The sequence below is a fragment of the Bradyrhizobium sp. UFLA05-125 genome (genome assembly GCF_059803515.1).
The window spans coordinates 70351-84265 of sequence record NZ_JBANBJ010000037.1 but is presented as its reverse complement, the minus strand read 5'-3'; the positions used below and the strand labels follow the sequence as shown (position 1 = coordinate 84265).

15 protein-coding genes and 1 pseudogene are annotated in these 13915 nt (G+C 65.8%); 3 read left to right on the top strand and 13 right to left on the bottom strand.

The features are described 5' to 3' along the window. The 3 genes and pseudogenes from SO156_RS27510 to SO156_RS27500 all read right to left on the bottom strand — a co-directional run. Positions 1 to 302, bottom strand: a pseudogene (locus SO156_RS27510) (alpha/beta hydrolase); the annotation flags it as partial. An 11-nt stretch (positions 303 to 313) separates the two neighbouring features. Then, the gene (locus tag SO156_RS27505; protein WP_458150270.1) at positions 314 to 904 is read right to left on the bottom strand and encodes an inner membrane-spanning protein YciB; all 591 of its coding nucleotides are present in this window, start codon (positions 902 to 904) and stop codon (positions 314 to 316) included. A 34-nt stretch (positions 905 to 938) separates the two neighbouring features. Then, positions 939 to 1949: an alpha/beta hydrolase gene (locus tag SO156_RS27500; protein ID WP_498536943.1), complete on the bottom strand. Its 1011-nt coding sequence runs from the start codon at positions 1947 to 1949 to the stop codon at positions 939 to 941. A 138-nt stretch (positions 1950 to 2087) separates the two neighbouring features. Here SO156_RS27500 and xseA point away from each other — a divergent pair, with 138 nt between their 5' ends. Next, entirely contained in the window at positions 2088 to 3707 is a 1620-nt protein-coding gene (xseA, locus tag SO156_RS27495; protein WP_498536942.1) for an exodeoxyribonuclease VII large subunit, read from the top strand. Positions 3708 to 3895: 188 nt separating this feature from the next. On the opposite strand, the gene SO156_RS27490 is transcribed toward xseA, so the two are convergent. Together SO156_RS27490 and SO156_RS27485 are read right to left on the bottom strand one after the other, a co-directional pair. After that, complete coding sequence (locus tag SO156_RS27490; protein ID WP_156944520.1) at positions 3896 to 4045, bottom strand: hypothetical protein; 150 nt, start codon at positions 4043 to 4045, stop codon at positions 3896 to 3898. 265 nt (positions 4046 to 4310) lie between these two features. Beyond that, positions 4311 to 5129 (bottom strand): dienelactone hydrolase family protein, encoded by an 819-nt coding sequence (locus SO156_RS27485; RefSeq protein WP_498536941.1) that lies wholly within the window; start codon positions 5127 to 5129, stop codon positions 4311 to 4313. A gap of 168 nt (positions 5130 to 5297) precedes the next feature. On the opposite strand from SO156_RS27485, the gene SO156_RS27480 reads away from it, so the two are divergent. Continuing rightward, entirely contained in the window at positions 5298 to 5525 is a 228-nt protein-coding gene (locus SO156_RS27480; protein ID WP_458150265.1) for a DUF2093 domain-containing protein, read from the top strand. A 216-nt stretch (positions 5526 to 5741) separates the two neighbouring features. Here SO156_RS27480 and lpxK read toward each other — a convergent pair whose 3' ends face one another. Genes lpxK through SO156_RS27450 form a run of 6 tightly spaced genes read right to left on the bottom strand, consistent with a single transcriptional unit; the run spans position 5742 to position 11268 of the window. Continuing rightward, on the bottom strand, positions 5742 to 6758 hold the full coding sequence (lpxK, locus tag SO156_RS27475) for a tetraacyldisaccharide 4'-kinase (RefSeq protein WP_498536940.1): 1017 nt from the start codon (positions 6756 to 6758) through the stop codon (positions 5742 to 5744). Next, on the bottom strand, positions 6751 to 8085 hold the full coding sequence (locus SO156_RS27470) for a 3-deoxy-D-manno-octulosonic acid transferase (RefSeq protein ID WP_498536939.1): 1335 nt from the start codon (positions 8083 to 8085) through the stop codon (positions 6751 to 6753). The genes lpxK and SO156_RS27470 overlap by 8 nt, the downstream gene beginning before the upstream one ends. Then, complete coding sequence (locus SO156_RS27465) at positions 8048 to 8761, bottom strand: lysophospholipid acyltransferase family protein (RefSeq protein WP_458150261.1); 714 nt, start codon at positions 8759 to 8761, stop codon at positions 8048 to 8050. Before SO156_RS27465 ends, SO156_RS27470 begins: the two co-directional genes overlap by 38 nt. After that, positions 8758 to 9006: a DUF4170 domain-containing protein gene (locus SO156_RS27460; RefSeq protein WP_449376804.1), complete on the bottom strand. Its 249-nt coding sequence runs from the start codon at positions 9004 to 9006 to the stop codon at positions 8758 to 8760. The genes SO156_RS27465 and SO156_RS27460 overlap by 4 nt, the downstream gene beginning before the upstream one ends. A gap of 59 nt (positions 9007 to 9065) precedes the next feature. Then, the gene (locus tag SO156_RS27455; protein ID WP_498536938.1) at positions 9066 to 9884 is read right to left on the bottom strand and encodes a 3'(2'),5'-bisphosphate nucleotidase CysQ; all 819 of its coding nucleotides are present in this window, start codon (positions 9882 to 9884) and stop codon (positions 9066 to 9068) included. Next, positions 9871 to 11268, bottom strand: coding sequence for a TldD/PmbA family protein (locus tag SO156_RS27450; RefSeq protein WP_498536937.1), 1398 nt, complete (start codon positions 11266 to 11268; stop codon positions 9871 to 9873). The genes SO156_RS27455 and SO156_RS27450 overlap by 14 nt, the downstream gene beginning before the upstream one ends. Before the next feature lie 277 nt (positions 11269 to 11545). Here SO156_RS27450 and SO156_RS27445 point away from each other — a divergent pair, with 277 nt between their 5' ends. Then, a complete protein-coding gene (locus SO156_RS27445; RefSeq protein WP_498536936.1) occupies positions 11546 to 12064 on the top strand; it encodes a DUF6101 family protein in 519 nt (172 codons plus the stop codon). 102 nt (positions 12065 to 12166) lie between these two features. On the opposite strand, the gene ubiA is transcribed toward SO156_RS27445, so the two are convergent. Together ubiA and SO156_RS27435 are read right to left on the bottom strand one after the other, a co-directional pair. Beyond that, on the bottom strand, positions 12167 to 13099 hold the full coding sequence (ubiA, locus tag SO156_RS27440) for a 4-hydroxybenzoate octaprenyltransferase (RefSeq protein ID WP_498536935.1): 933 nt from the start codon (positions 13097 to 13099) through the stop codon (positions 12167 to 12169). After that, a complete protein-coding gene (locus SO156_RS27435) occupies positions 13096 to 13761 on the bottom strand; it encodes a hypothetical protein (RefSeq protein WP_498536934.1) in 666 nt (221 codons plus the stop codon). The genes ubiA and SO156_RS27435 overlap by 4 nt, the downstream gene beginning before the upstream one ends. Positions 13762 to 13915 lie beyond the last annotated feature (154 nt).

Sequence of the window (13915 nt, the reverse complement as noted above, 5' to 3'; positions counted from 1 at the left end):
GCATGGACGGCGATGCTCGATCCTGACGAGCCATGCACGACGATGGCGATCTGCCCGGTCGCCGGCGCGCGCGCCGGATAGCGCCGGTATCCCAGCTCGGTGCCGTCGCGAGCATGAAAGCGCTCGAGCGGGGGCACGTCGCTGCGATCCACGGCGCGCGCTGTCGCCGAGACCGAGGTCAATTCGGCCGGCCGCCGGATCGGCGTCGCGATCAGCCAGGCCAGCACCAGTCCGGCGAAGCCGAGGATAGCCAGGCCTGCGACGATGGCGGTCAGGCCGCCCCAAACGATTGCAGCGATCATGTCAGCCCCCGTCAACCCGGCATCATCGCAGCATCGTGCCGGCGGTCGACGGCACGTCGACGGCGCGCAGCACCGATGGTGCGCATGAACGTGTAACCAATCAGGAACATCGCGGCTTTGCTGACGATGCCATAGATCGACATGGCGACCGACCAGGTCGCAACGTCGACGTTGAGAGCGACGATCACGTTCAGCGCCGCCGAGAAGAACATCAGGCCGGACCAGGCATAGCCGACGATGACGGCGATATCCGGCACCAGTTCGATCGCGATCGGCGGCAGATAGCGATTCATCCACCCCCGCTTCAGCATCACAACACCGACGATGACGTAGATCACGCTCGGCTTGATCATCACGAAGCGCGGATCGTTGGTGATCAGCGTGACGGTGCCGGCGCCGAGCACCAGAAACAGGCTCATCCATTGCATGGTGTCGATCGGCTTGCGGCGCGCGACTTGCCAGCCGATCTGGGCGATGCCCAGCGCCATGCCGAGCACGACCGACAGGGTTACATTGTGTGTCAGCAGATAGAGCACGAGAAAGAACAGCGTCGCCGCCATGTCGAGCAGCAGCAATTTTCCAGCTTCGAACAGGTTTTTCACGGGTTCCTCCTCGGCCGGCCACCATCGGGTCTCATCATGACTGCCCACTCCCCCGCGTCGCCACGTCCTCTGCGATCGCCGAGACCGCCTTCGGATTGGTGACGATGCCCATGTGGTTGATGCCTTCGAGCACCTTGACGTCGACGGACGGCTTCACCGCCTGCACGGCCTCTGCGTATTTGTCGGAGATCATCATCTCATCCGCGGCGCCGGCGAAGATCGTGAGAGGGCGCGTCACGTTGGGCAGATCGATGCGGTAGCCGCGGGTGGCAAAATTGCGCATCAGGCGGTCGGAATAGGTAGAGACGAGGATCTTCTCGTAATTCGGTGGCACCGCGAAGGCGAGCACCGGAAGCTGCGAGCAGCAATCGATGCCGAGCTTGCGCAGTGCCGCGAGGCCGAAGAAGCGCGGCAGGTCGGCATTGGCCCAGCCGCCCGAGTGCGGCTTGTTGGTGGGCGCGTCATAGCCGAGATAGGGCGCGAGCAGCACGGTGCGCACGAACATGTCCTGCATGATTGGCGTTGCCGCGACGCGCAGCGAGAAGCCGCCGCCGGCGGAATGGCCGATCAGGGTCAGCGGCAGGTCCGGCGCGCTCTTGCGGACATGTGCGACGAAATCGACGAGGTCGTCCTCAAGCTGGCCGACATAGCCGATATCGCCATGCGTGCCGGAGGCGCCGTGGCCGCGCATATCGAGCGCCCAGGTCTCGACCCCGCGCGTGGCGAGCGCCGCTGTCAGCGCGTGATTGACCGTGCCTGATGAGCCCGAGGAGCCGTGAATGAAGACCGCGCCGCGGCCGGTCGCCTGCCCCTTCGGCACGTAATGCCGGTAGCCCAGCCAGGTGCCGTCGCGAGCCTGGAAGCGCTCCAGTGCCGGCATCGTGGACCAGTCGATACCCTTGGCTGAGTCCGAGACGGAGCGCATCTCCGGCGGCCGCTCCAGTGGGGTCGCTATCATCGCGGTCAGCAGCAGCGCGACGGCGCCGACCGCACACAGGCCCCATTTCAAAAGGCCCAAAGCACCTCGCAGCAACCGGATCGCCATGGCTCAAACTCCGTTGGTTTTACCATCAGTAGAGAACTCTGTAACATAGAGTACTCTTTCGATCAACTCCCGGATTGGCGCTGGGATGCGAAAATCCCTAGTTTGAGTTTCGATCCCCAAATGCCGAATCGTTTGCCGATGCCATCAGCGGAACCCTTGCTCAACACGCCCGAATTCACCGTCTCCGAGCTCTCGCTGTCCCTGAAGCGGACGGTGGAGGACACCTATGGCCACGTCCGGGTCCGCGGCGAGATCTCCGGTTTTCGCGGCGCGCACTCCTCGGGGCATTGCTACTTCGCGCTGAAGGACGAGAGCGCCAAGATCGAGGCGGTGATCTGGAAGGGCGTCCATAGCCGGATGCGCTTCAAGCCCCAGGAGGGGCTCGAGGTCATCGCCACCGGCAAGCTCACCACCTATCCGGGCTCCTCGAAATACCAGATCGTGATCGAGGCGCTGGAGCCGGCCGGCATCGGCGCACTGATGGCGCTGATGGAGGAGCGCAAGAAGAAGCTCGCGGCCGAGGGCCTGTTCGACGAGGCGCGGAAGCAGCTTTTACCCTGGCTGCCGGAGGTGATCGGCGTCGTGACGTCGCCGACAGGCGCCGTCATCCGCGACATCCTGCATCGGCTCGAGGACCGCTTCCCCCGCCGCGTGCTGGTGTGGCCGGTCAAGGTGCAGGGCGAAGGCTCGGCCGAGCAGATCGCGGCTGCGATCCGCGGCTTCAACGCACTGCCGGAGGGCGGCAAGATTCCCCGGCCGGACGTCTTGATCGTGGCGCGCGGCGGCGGCTCACTCGAGGATCTCTGGTCGTTCAACGAGGAGATCGTGGTGCGGGCAGCGGCCGAGAGCTTGATCCCGCTGATCTCGGCGGTGGGCCACGAGACCGACATCACGCTGATCGATTTCGCCGCCGACAAGCGCGCGCCGACGCCGACGGCAGCGGCCGAGATGACGGTGCCGGTGCGCAGCGATTTGTTCGTCGAGGTCGCCGATCTCGCGCGACGCACCCGCGCCTGCTGGCAGCGTGGCCAGGAAAGCCGCCGCAACGAGCTGCGCGCCGCAGCGCGCGCCCTGCCTGCGGCGAGCGATCTCCTGGCGATCCCGCGGCAGCGGCTGGATTCCGCGGGCGCCGCGCTGCCCCGCGGGCTCAAGGCCAATACGCACGCGCATTTCCGCCGTTTCGCCGCGACCAGCGCGCGGCTGACGCTGCGGGTGCTGCACGGCCAGATCGCGCAGGCCGATCATCGCCTCACGGTGTGCGGCGAACGGCTCGGCCTCGCCGCGCGATCCTTGTTGCGGCGTCGGCGCGACCGCTTTGCCGGGCTCGAGGTGCGCTTGCGAGCCTCAAAACTTTCCAACGCGCAGGCGCAGCGCAATGCCATCGCCCGCCAGCGCGAGCGCACCCATCGCCTCTCCGAGCGCGCGAGCCGCGCGATAACGACGCTGTTGCAGCGGCTCGATGCGCGCGTCGGGAACAGCGGAAAACTGCTCTCGGCCCTGTCCTACCGCGGCGTGCTCGCCCGCGGCTTTGCGCTGGTGCGCGATGAGGCCGGACATCCCGTTCATGCCGCAGATGCAATCGGGCCGGCCGCGCGGCTCGAGATCGAATTCGCGGATGGACGCGTAGGCGCGACCGCGGACGCGGATCGGCCGGCGCCTGAGGCACGCGCGTCCACACAGCCGAAGCCGGCGTCACGCGAGGCGAAGCCGGCGCCGAAGCGCATGGCAAAGCCGGTGGATCAGGGCAGTTTGTTCTAGAGCTGTGAGCGGCGCTTCCCAACCTCGCAGCCATTCCCCTCGGAGGCGGGGAATCCAGTACGCCGCGGCATCTCCGTATCCTCGTACTGTCTCTGGAATACTGGATCGCCCGCCTCCGCGGGCGATGACACCGAGAACGTGGTGCGCATGTGTCCACAGGCGCACATTGCGAGGTTCCGTCACAGCACCTACCGGCAGGACAATCCGGCGTCGATCGTGGTCCAGAAACCGCAATGTTCCGGAGTGACCAGCGGCGCGCCGGCGTGGGCCTCGAAGAGCAGGATCGCGATGGTGAAGACGACCAGTGCGGAGGAGAACAGGAAGAAGCGGTTCATCATGATGAATGGCGTTTAGCCGACATCATGGTCGAACTATGACCAGCGGCTGCAGGATTTGCGCTGAAACCTCAGGCCTTCGCAATCCGTAGCTTCAAGCTGTCGGCCATGACGACCTGTGCAGGGCGGTGGTCGATGCGGGGCTGTCCGCTACCTTGTTCCTCGGGCGGCCCCGCTTGGGGAACTGAGCGAAAGTGTAATCCGGGATTTCACCGCGTATGGCGCAATCCCGGATTTCGCTGCGCTCCATCCGGGCTACGAGACCTCCTCACCTTGCCAGCCACTCCGCGACCAGCTTCTGCGAATCCGCGCGGGCCTCGGTGTCGGTGCCGACATGGCCGCGATCGGGCGTTTCCGCCTCGGTCGCAGACGCGTGCAGTGGCAAATTTGCGCGGTCGAAATCATGATAGCCGCCGGGATAGACCACGATGCGCGCGAGCGCGCTGCGGCCGTAGGCGCCGTCCACCATCTGGCGGCAGGCCGGCGGCGAGGAGATGTCGTCCTTGCCGCCGATCAGGAGCAGTGTCGGTACGCGCGTGCTCCAGCCGAGCCCCGCCGAGATGCGACAGTCCGGATAGAACGCGATCGCGGCACGAAAATCCGGCGCGCCGTCACGGCCGGCGTTTTGCGGGCGCACGGCCCAGAGCAGCGCGCTGGCACCATTGGCCCAACCGATCAGGCTGACGCGTTCGCGCGCGACCCAGGGCTGCTTCATCAGCCAGCTGCGCGACGCTGCGATGTCGGCAACGCGTTCGCGCCGCGCCTTGATGTGCACTTCCTTGACGCGGCATTGCGGTCCGACTTCGCGCGAGCCGTAGCTGTCGGGCCACAGCACCGCATTGCCAGCCTTGAGCAGTTGCTCGGTCCAGTCGCGGTAGCGCGGCTGTACGGGATCGGAATGGCCTCCGAGACCGCCGCAGCCATGCAGCGCGATCACGGTCGGAAACGGGCCATCGCCGTCGGGCTTGTAGAGCTGTGCGTGCAGTGTTCCCGAGCCGAGTGGAATCTCGATCGCCTGCGGCGCGGGCGCGGCGCGCGCGGCCGACATCAGGAGCATTGCGAAGAGAACAACGAATCGAAGGCGCATCGAAGACTGCCGGGTCATGAGCGGACCGGGACCAACGATCCTTCGCCGCAGAACTATCACGCGGACATGCCCGCAAAACATCACAAATCGGTGGGTTTAACGGGCGGACAACCGACCCTATCTATGCTACATCGAAATCCACCAAATCTTTCTCGGAGACGATCGACCGTGCTGAACAAGTTCGGCCCCTCGGGCCATGGCGAAGCGCAGGTGCAATATCTGGACGGCGATTTCCGCGTGATCTCGCCGGGCACCTATGTGCGCTGCGCCGTGACCGACACGCGGATCCCGCTCGACGAGCTGAAATACTGGAGCGTCGACCTGCAAGAGGCCTACGCCCAACCGACTGCCGTGCTGCAACGGCATTTTCCGCGCGCGCTGAAGCCGCAGGAGTGAGTGACGGCGGCAACGGCGGTGGACGACAGTTTCACGCGAATTCTCCCGTTCGAGCACCGCTTCGATAGAAACTCTTCGATGAATGTCGCCTGAATGGGATTGCGCAGGGTGGGCAAAGCGAAGCGTGCCCACCACTTCCGATGCGGTTAACGAAAGATGGTGGGCACGGCGCTGCGCGCCTTTGCCCACCCTACGAGACAGGCGCCCGCTACGAGATCAGCGCAGGCTGAACCTGCGCTCTCTTGCCTTGAACAGGCGGTCGCTGACGAAACGGCGCAGGCCTGCGGGATCGTCGAATTCGAGCGTGACGGCAAACGGCACGATGTCACCGGCCAGGCCCGCCATGCCCCGCAGGCGCGCGAGGTCCTTCTCGGTGGTGACCAGCGTGAGCTGCTCGCGTCTTGCCTCATCCACCATCGCATCGATCTCGGCCAGCGAGAACATGTGATGATCGGCGAAAGGGCGCGTGCGCGCGACGTCGATGCCGCAGGCGCGCAAGCTGCGGAAGAAGCGCTCGGGATCGCCGATGCCGGCAAACGCAAGCACCGGTTTGCCGAACAGGCTTGCCACCGATGCGGCCTCCGGCTTCAAGCGCGCGCGCAGCACCGGTTTTCCGCGCGCGGCGATCTCGGCGGCGATGCCGTCTGCCGCCTGTCCGTCGCCGATCAGGACAAGCGCGTCGGTGCGCGACATCTGCATTTTCAATGGCGCACGCAGGGGACCTGCGGGAAACACCTTGCCGTTGCCGATCCCGCGCGCGCCGTCGATCACGATGAGCGAGGCATCCTTCTGAAGGCGCGGGTTTTGAAAGCCGTCGTCCATCAGGATCACGGTTGCGCCCTGCGATTTCGCAAGCGCGACGCCGCCAAGCCGGTCGCGCGCAACCGCGACCGGCACCTCGCGCGCCATCATCAGCGGCTCGTCGCCGACATCGGTCGCGCCGTGCCTTGCAGCGTCGACCATCACCGGGCCCTGCAACCGCCCGCCATAGCCGCGGCTGAGCACGACCGGAGTTTCGCCGAGCGCGCGCAACAATTTGGTCAGGGCCAGCACCGTCGGCGTCTTGCCGGCGCCGCCGACATGGTAATTGCCGACGCAGAGCACGGGAATGCCGGCGTCGAAACCCTTGCGCATCATGCGGCGCTCCGCGACCGCGCCATAGAGCGCGCCGAGTGGCCCTAAAAGATGCGACTTGAACGAACGTGGCCGGTACCAGAAGGCCGGCTCACGCATTGGCGGCTCCCATCTCCAGCCGGAGCTGGAGCAGATAGGGCTCGAGCGCCACGAGCGTGCGATCCAGCGCGCCGCCGAGCTGCTCGACCACGCCATGGCCGGCGCGCTGCATCTTGTCGCGCACGGCGGGGTCGGCGAGCAACTGGCCGAGCTGCTTCACCAGCGCCTCCTGAGTATCGGCCGCGCGCGCGCCGCCGCTTTGGTCGAGCGCCGCATAGAGTTCGCTGAAATTGGAGACGTTCGGCCCGTGGACGATCGCAGCGCCGAGCTTGATCGCCTCGATCGGATTCTGGCCGCCATGCCCGATCAGCGATTTGCCCATGAACACGATCGGCGACAGGCGGTAGAACAGGCCGAGCTCGCCCATGGTATCGGCGACATAGATGTCGGTCGCAGCCGTTGGCAGCTCCTCGCGCGAGCGCTGGCCGGCCTTCAGGCCCGAGGCCGTGATCAATCCCGAGATCGACGGGCCGCGATCCGGATGACGCGGCACGATCACGGTGAGCAGCGAGGGGAAGAAGCCGGCAAGCGTGCGATGCGCCGAGATCAGCATCTCGTCCTCGCCCGGATGGGTCGAGGCCGCGACGACGATGGGACGTCCCCGCGTCACCGCCATCAGCCGCTCGAGTTTTGCGGGATCGGCGGGCGGGGCGGGCACGTCGAGCTTGAGGTTGCCCGTGATCGCGACGTTCTGGCTGCCGAGCGCGGCAAAGCGCTCGGCGTCGGTCTTCGACTGCGCGAGGCAAACGTCGAACTTCGAGAGCAGCGCCGAGATCGTGCCCTGCACCCGCCGCCAGCGCGGGAAGGAGCGCGGGGACATCCGCCCGTTGATCAGGACCATCGGCACGCGCCGCGCGGCACCCGCCAGGATCAGGTTCGGCCACAGATCGGATTCGATGAACAAAGCGAGCGACGGCTGCCAGTGATCGAGAAAGCGCGCGACATAGCGAGGCGAGTCGTACGGCACGTATTGATGGATGACGTCGGGGGGAAAGCGCTTGGCCACCATCGCCGCCGAGGTCACCGTGCCCGATGTCAGCAGGATGCGCAGGTTGAGATCGCGAAGCCTCTCGACGAGCGCGGCTGCGGCCAGCACCTCGCCGACGCTTGCACCGTGAATCCAGACCAGCGGACCATGCGGCCGCACGTCATCGCTGAGACCACGCCGCTCGCCGACGCGGGCCGGGTCTTCCTTGCCCTGCTTGAGCCGGCGCTTGATCAACGCAGGCGCGAGCGGCACCAGGCCGGACGACAGCCGCCGGTACATCCGCAGCGTCATCGGCAGCGAATTAGCCATGGTCCGGTTCCGGGCGGCCGAGTTGGGCATAGGCGAGGCGGGTTGCTTCGTTCAACGTCTCCTCCAGCTCCTGCCGCAGCGCCTCCATGGTGGCGGCGTCGGCGTCCGGCGGGACGTTGATTTCCTTGATGCCCACCAATGCGCCTCGCCCAAATGGCAAATTGATGGTGGTGCGATCCCAGTTCTTGAGCCGGATGAAGCGGCTGGTCGCCATGGCGAAAGGCATGATCGGCCGCCCCGATTCCCGTGCCAGCATGATGATGCCGAGCCCGGCCACGCGCGCGCGTTTCGGGACATCGGCGGTCAAGGCCACATTATAGTTGTCCTGGAGCGCCTGCACCATTTCCCTGAAGGCCCCGACGCCACCTTTACGGTGGAAAGCGCCGCCATGGTCGCCGGAGCCGCGGATGGTGCCGATGCCGAGCCGCTCCACCGCGATGGCGTTGAACTCGCCGTCGCGATGCCGGGAGATCAGGACCTTGGCCCGGTAGGACTCCTTGTTCTTGATGAACGGCGTCAGGAAATGCTGGCCGTGCCAGAAGGCGAAGATCGCGGGGATCCGTGGCTCGACCTGGCCGTAGACGTCTGGCGGATCGAACGTGAACTTGTTGGTCCGCCAGACCAGACGCAGATATTCGGCCGCCAGGAAACCGGCGGCACGCTGAACGAAGCTGCTTCGCAGCGTATTGCGAAGCAGTCTCTTCAACGCGCCGGCTTCGGTTCTTGACCCGGGTCGAGCAGCCGGTGGAGATGGACGATGAAATAGCGCATCTGCGCATTGTCGACCGTGCTCTGCGCCTTGGCCCGCCAGGCGGCGTGAGCGGTCGCGTAATTCGGATAGAGGCCAACGATCTCGACGTCGTCCAGGTTCTTGAAAGTGTTGTGTTCGAGGTCGACGAGCTCGCCGCCGATGACGAGATGGAGCAGTTGTTGCGGGGCGCTATCTGACATGGGTTCTCTTCCTAACGGGCTGCCCGGCAAGCAGTGATCGATAAGCACAACGGACGCGCTCAGGGCAAGGGGCGCTTTCGAAAATGCGCGACAATGTTCGCATGACGATCGCGGCCCGCGGCCACCAGCACCCCGTGCGCAACTTCCCGGCGATTATAGAGGAGAGGATCTCCGGAGAGGTCGCTCATCCTACCATCGGCTTCCTGCACGATCAAATCGGCCGCCGCAAGGTCCCAGTCATGGCTGTTGCCCCCTGCAAAAGCCGCATCGAGCGCGCCATGGGCGACCCGGCAGAGGCGGAGCGCAAGCGAACCGATTCGCGGATGCAGCTTGATCTCGCCCAGTGACGGCTTCAGGCGCTCGACCAGCGGCTTCGGTCCGGCAACGCGGGAGAAGTCGAGTTCTTCCCCTTCCGTCGCACGCACGGGCACATCGTTCAAGGTCGTGCCGCGTCCGCGCGCAGCGAAGAAGAACTCGCCGGTCGTCGGCGCAAAGACCGCGGCGAGGACAGGCGAAGCATTCTCGACCAGCGCCACACTGACGCACCAGTCGTCATGGCCATTGAGATAGTTGCGCGTGCCGTCGATGGGATCGACGACCCAGACCAGTCGCCGCTTCAGCCGCGTCTCGTCGTCGGCGCTCTCCTCCGAGAGCCAGCCATACTCCGGTGTCGCACCCCGCAGGCGCGCTTCGAGGAGATCGTTGACGGCGATGTCGGCTTCCGAGACCGGCGAGGAGGCGCCCTTGATCCACTTCTTCAGCTCGGTGCGGAACATCGCGTGAGCGAGGCTGCCTGCTTCCCGCACCGTATCCTTCAGCAGCGTCGCGTCGCGTGTCAGGATGGTCTCGTCGATCGAGCTCGCGTCAACGTCCGCCAAGCGTCAAACCCTCGATGCGCACCGTCGGCGCATTGATGCCGTAGCGGAACTCGAGATCGTTCGCCGGCTGCATCGACTTGAAGATCTCGAACAGATGGCCAGCGATCGTAACCTCGCTGACGGGATAGGTGGTCTTGCCGTTCTCGATCCAGAAGCCCGAGGCGCCGCGGCTGTAGTCGCCGGTGACGCCGTTGACGCCGGAGCCGATCAGGTCGGTGACGTAGAAGCCCTGGGCGATGTCGGAGATCAGCTCAGTCGGCGTCGGCGTTCCCGCTTCGAGATGCAGGTTGTACGGCCCCGGCGAGGGCGAGGAGGAGACGCCCCGATGGGCGTGGCCGGTGGTCTGAAGCCCGAGCTCGCGCGCGGTCGCGCAGTCGAGCAGCCAGGTGGTCAGCACGCCCTCCTCGACCAGCGCCTGGCTCTTCGCCGCGACACCCTCGGCGTCGAAGGTCTGCGAGCGCAAGCCGCGCTTGCGCAGGGGATCGTCGATGATGCGGATGTTCCTGGCAAACAGCTGCTGGCCGAGCTTGTCCTTCAAAAAGCTGGTCTTGCGCGCGATCGAGGCGCCATTGATGGCGCCGACGAGATGGCCGACCAGCGAGCCGGCGACGCGCGGATCGAACACCACGGGCACCTTGCAGGTCTCGACCTTGCGCGGATTGAAGCGCGCCACAGTGCGCTCGCCGGCGGAGCGGCCGACCGTTTCCGGCGACAACAGATCGGCGGCATGCGGCGCCGAGGTGAAATCGTAGTCGCGCTCCATGCTCGTGCCTTCGCCAGTGATCGCGGTCGCCGAGATGCCCTGGCTGGAGCGCAGGTAAGAGCCGTGGAAACCGGTGCTCGTCACCAGCACCATGCCGCCGATGCCGGCGGAGGCCGACGCGCCACCGGATTTCGTCACGCCTTTCACGGCGAGCGCCGCAGCTTCGGCTTCCAGCGCGCGCCGCTCGAGCTCGGCCGTGGCAGGCACGTCGGGATCGAGCAGGTCGAGATCGGGGAAGTTGCGTGCCAGCAGCGCGGGATCGGCGAGCCCGACATATTTGTCGAGCGGGGCGACCCTCGCCATCGCAACCGCGCGCTCCGCGAGCTTGGTCACGGCGTCGCCGCTGACGTCGTTGGTGGAGACCACCGCCTGGCGCTGGCCGACCAGCACGCGCAGGCCGACATCATCGCCTTCCGAGCGCTCGGACTCCTCGACGCGACCGTCGCGGACCTCGACGCCCTGCGAGATGCCGCGCACGGCAACGGCATCAGCCGCGTCCGCACCGGCACGCTTGGCCGCCTCGACCAGCCGCTGCGCGAGATCTGACAGCGCGGACTGATCGAACAGGTCGCGATTGGCTTTGGACGAAAGCGTCGAGCTTGCGGATGGTGAAGCGTTCACGAACGAAATCCTGTCGGGATGGCGGTTTCGAAGCGGGTTGCGGCCAAACCAACCAGATGTGCTCAATTGGAGCGGACTTCAAGCATTTTCAGGCCACGAAAGGTTCAGATTCTCGCCTTTCGCGCAACGTCCCGTCAATCATGCGCGCCAAGGTCTTGTCAATCATGCCGGGTGGTGACGCCTCCTTAACCAGCCTTTTTAAGTCGTTTCCGCAACCTGTCGCGCTAAGGTCCTCGCATCGACCGGGAACATAATCCCGGCGGGGAGACTAAGAGCCGTGAGGCGTCAAACAGCAACAAGCGGGGCCAATCCCGCCGGGTCGAGCCGCTCCTTGCGGCTCGACCCTCTTTCTCTGCCGGTCCGTTTCGATGCGCATGATCCGCGCGCCGACGGCCATGTCAGGCAGATCGAGCTTCATCGCGAACGCGTCGTGCTGCGCCGTGCCGTGCGCGGCATGCAGATGGCCGTCAACGTCCGCGTCAGCGATTTTACCGGCATTGCGCTGCGCGGCATCGACGACGCGCAAATGCTCGTTCTCGTGCATCGCGATCCTTCGCTTGCCGTTCCGCTTCTCGTCAGCGCCGACGCCGACGAGATCGCGAAGGCATGGACGATGTGGAGCGAGATTTTCGCCCTGCCCCAGCTGGACGAAGCCAAACGCGATCCCGCAGCCCGGCGCCGCCGACGCAACGCGATCCGCGATCGCCGTCCGAAATTTCTGGTGCGCCGGCGCGCCGGCGTCGCGCGCCAGTTGCCGGTCCATCGCGGCGAGCGCGAGATCATCGCGCGGAACTGAGCACGGCGCTGTAGGGTGGGTTAGCCGAAGGCGTAACCCACCACTGTCTATCTTCACGGAAACAAAAGAGGTGGGTTACGCTTCGCTAACCACCCTACGAACCTACACCGCTCGCATCACCGCATCCCCGAGCAATCCCGCAAACAGCAGCAATCCCGCATCGCGGTTCGAGTAGAACAGGCGCTTGCAGAGCGTGGGATCACTGATGTTCAGCCGCCTGATCTGCCACGCAAGATGCGCGGCAAAGGCGGCGAGCCCGAGCCAGGCCGGCCAGAGCACGTCGGCGGAGGCGAGCGCGACGCCGATCAGCATCACCGCGAGCCCGTAAAACATGATCAGCGCCTGATGCGTGTGGGCGGCGAACAGGCGCGCGGTGGACTTGACGCCGATCAGCGCATCGTCCTCGGCGTCCTGATGCGCATAGATCGTATCGTAGCCGATCACCCAGGCGATCGAACCGGCGTAGAGCACGAGCGCAGTCAGATCGACGCGCGCGAAGGTGACGGCAAAGCCCATCAGCGCGCCCCAGGAGAAAGCGAGCCCGAGGAAGACCTGCGGCCACCAGGTGACGCGCTTCATGAAGGGATAGATGGCGACGATCACGAGCGAGGCGATGCCGGTCATGACGGCAAAGCGGTTGAACTGGAGCAGCACCGCGAGGCCAATGAGCGCCTGCGCGACCAGGAAGGCCAGCGCCTGCTTCACGGTGATTTGTCCCGCGGGCAGCGGCCGCGAGCGCGTGCGCTCGACCCTGGCATCGAGGTCGCGGTCGGTGATGTCGTTCCAGGCGCAGCCCGCGCCGCGCATGACGAAGGCACCGATGAAAAACAGGACGATCGTGAACGGCAGATGACGGATGTCACGCGCCACGCCGGCGGCCAGCGCCGCCGACCACCAGCACGGCATCAACAGCAGCCATGAGCCGATCGGGCGATCGTAGCGGGACAGCCGCAAATAAGGCCGCGCCCATTGCGGGGCGAGCGTATCGACCCAGTTGCCGGTGGAATCGGCAACGCGGGCGGATGTATCACTCATCGGGTCAGGACGTTGCCGTTAAGCGTGTCGAAAGTGTTGCCGCCCTTCTTGGCGGCGTTGGCTTCAGGCGCCGACGCAGAGCCGAGCACCTCGCTCAGGGACGGGCCGGCTGGCCCGCGCTGCTTCATCTGCTGCGCGACCTGGCAGACCTTGTTCTGCATGCCCTCGCTGTTCTTGTGCCCGGCCTTCAACTGCTCGGAGATCTGCGGCGGAATTCCGCATTTGGCCGAATTGGCCTCGACATATTTCATCATCTTCACTTCGGCCTGCACGAAACTGCGGATCAGGTTGCAGGCCTCATCCGGCGGCGCATGGCGATCGCTTGCGGCCTTGATCAGCTTGCCGCGCTTCTCCGTCTCATCACGCAACCCCATAAAACCCTTCATGCACTGCTCGGCGCTGGCACTGGGTCCGCTCGGGGGCGCGGCGCTGAAGCTGCCGCCGCCGACTGGCGGGGCACCGCTGGTCGGGAACGAGGCCTGCGGCGGCGCCCCGATGCTGGCGACCGGCGCGCGGCCGTTGACCGGCGGAAAAGCGGGATCGTTCGCGGGCGCTGCAGCCTGGCCGGGCAGCGGCGCGGGGAATGCGCTCTGCGCCTGGACGCTGGCTGCGCCCATCGCCACCATGGCGGCAGTGATCGGAACCATCAAACGACGGATCATCAAGGCTGTATCTCCGGCAGGATCCACAGGGGGTCGGCGCCTTCCCAATTGAAGCGCAACAGGCATTTTCGCGCTTTTACGATTCCTGCCGGCCCTTAACAACCCGTCGAATAGGGCAAGAGCGCGGCGCCGGGACGCTCGCGAGGGGCAATAT

What these genes read in the sequence shown, in the direction of transcription:
- ubiA (WP_498536935.1), bottom strand. Translation starts at nt 13,099, where the DNA reads ATGAGTGATACATCCGCCCGCGTTGCCGATTCCACCGGCAACTGGGTC.
- SO156_RS27470 (WP_498536939.1), bottom strand. Translation starts at nt 8,085, where the DNA reads ATGCCCAACTCGGCCGCCCGGAACCGGACCATGGCTAATTCGCTGCCG.
- SO156_RS27460 (WP_449376804.1), bottom strand. Translation starts at nt 9,006, where the DNA reads ATGTCAGATAGCGCCCCGCAACAACTGCTCCATCTCGTCATCGGCGGC.
- xseA (WP_498536942.1), top strand. Translation starts at nt 2,088, where the DNA reads ATGCCATCAGCGGAACCCTTGCTCAACACGCCCGAATTCACCGTCTCC.
- SO156_RS27490 (WP_156944520.1), bottom strand. Translation starts at nt 4,045, where the DNA reads ATGATGAACCGCTTCTTCCTGTTCTCCTCCGCACTGGTCGTCTTCACC.
- SO156_RS27500 (WP_498536943.1), bottom strand. Translation starts at nt 1,949, where the DNA reads ATGGCGATCCGGTTGCTGCGAGGTGCTTTGGGCCTTTTGAAATGGGGC.
- lpxK (WP_498536940.1), bottom strand. Translation starts at nt 6,758, where the DNA reads ATGCGTGAGCCGGCCTTCTGGTACCGGCCACGTTCGTTCAAGTCGCAT.
- SO156_RS27485 (WP_498536941.1), bottom strand. Translation starts at nt 5,129, where the DNA reads ATGCGCCTTCGATTCGTTGTTCTCTTCGCAATGCTCCTGATGTCGGCC.
- SO156_RS27435 (WP_498536934.1), bottom strand. Translation starts at nt 13,761, where the DNA reads ATGATCCGTCGTTTGATGGTTCCGATCACTGCCGCCATGGTGGCGATG.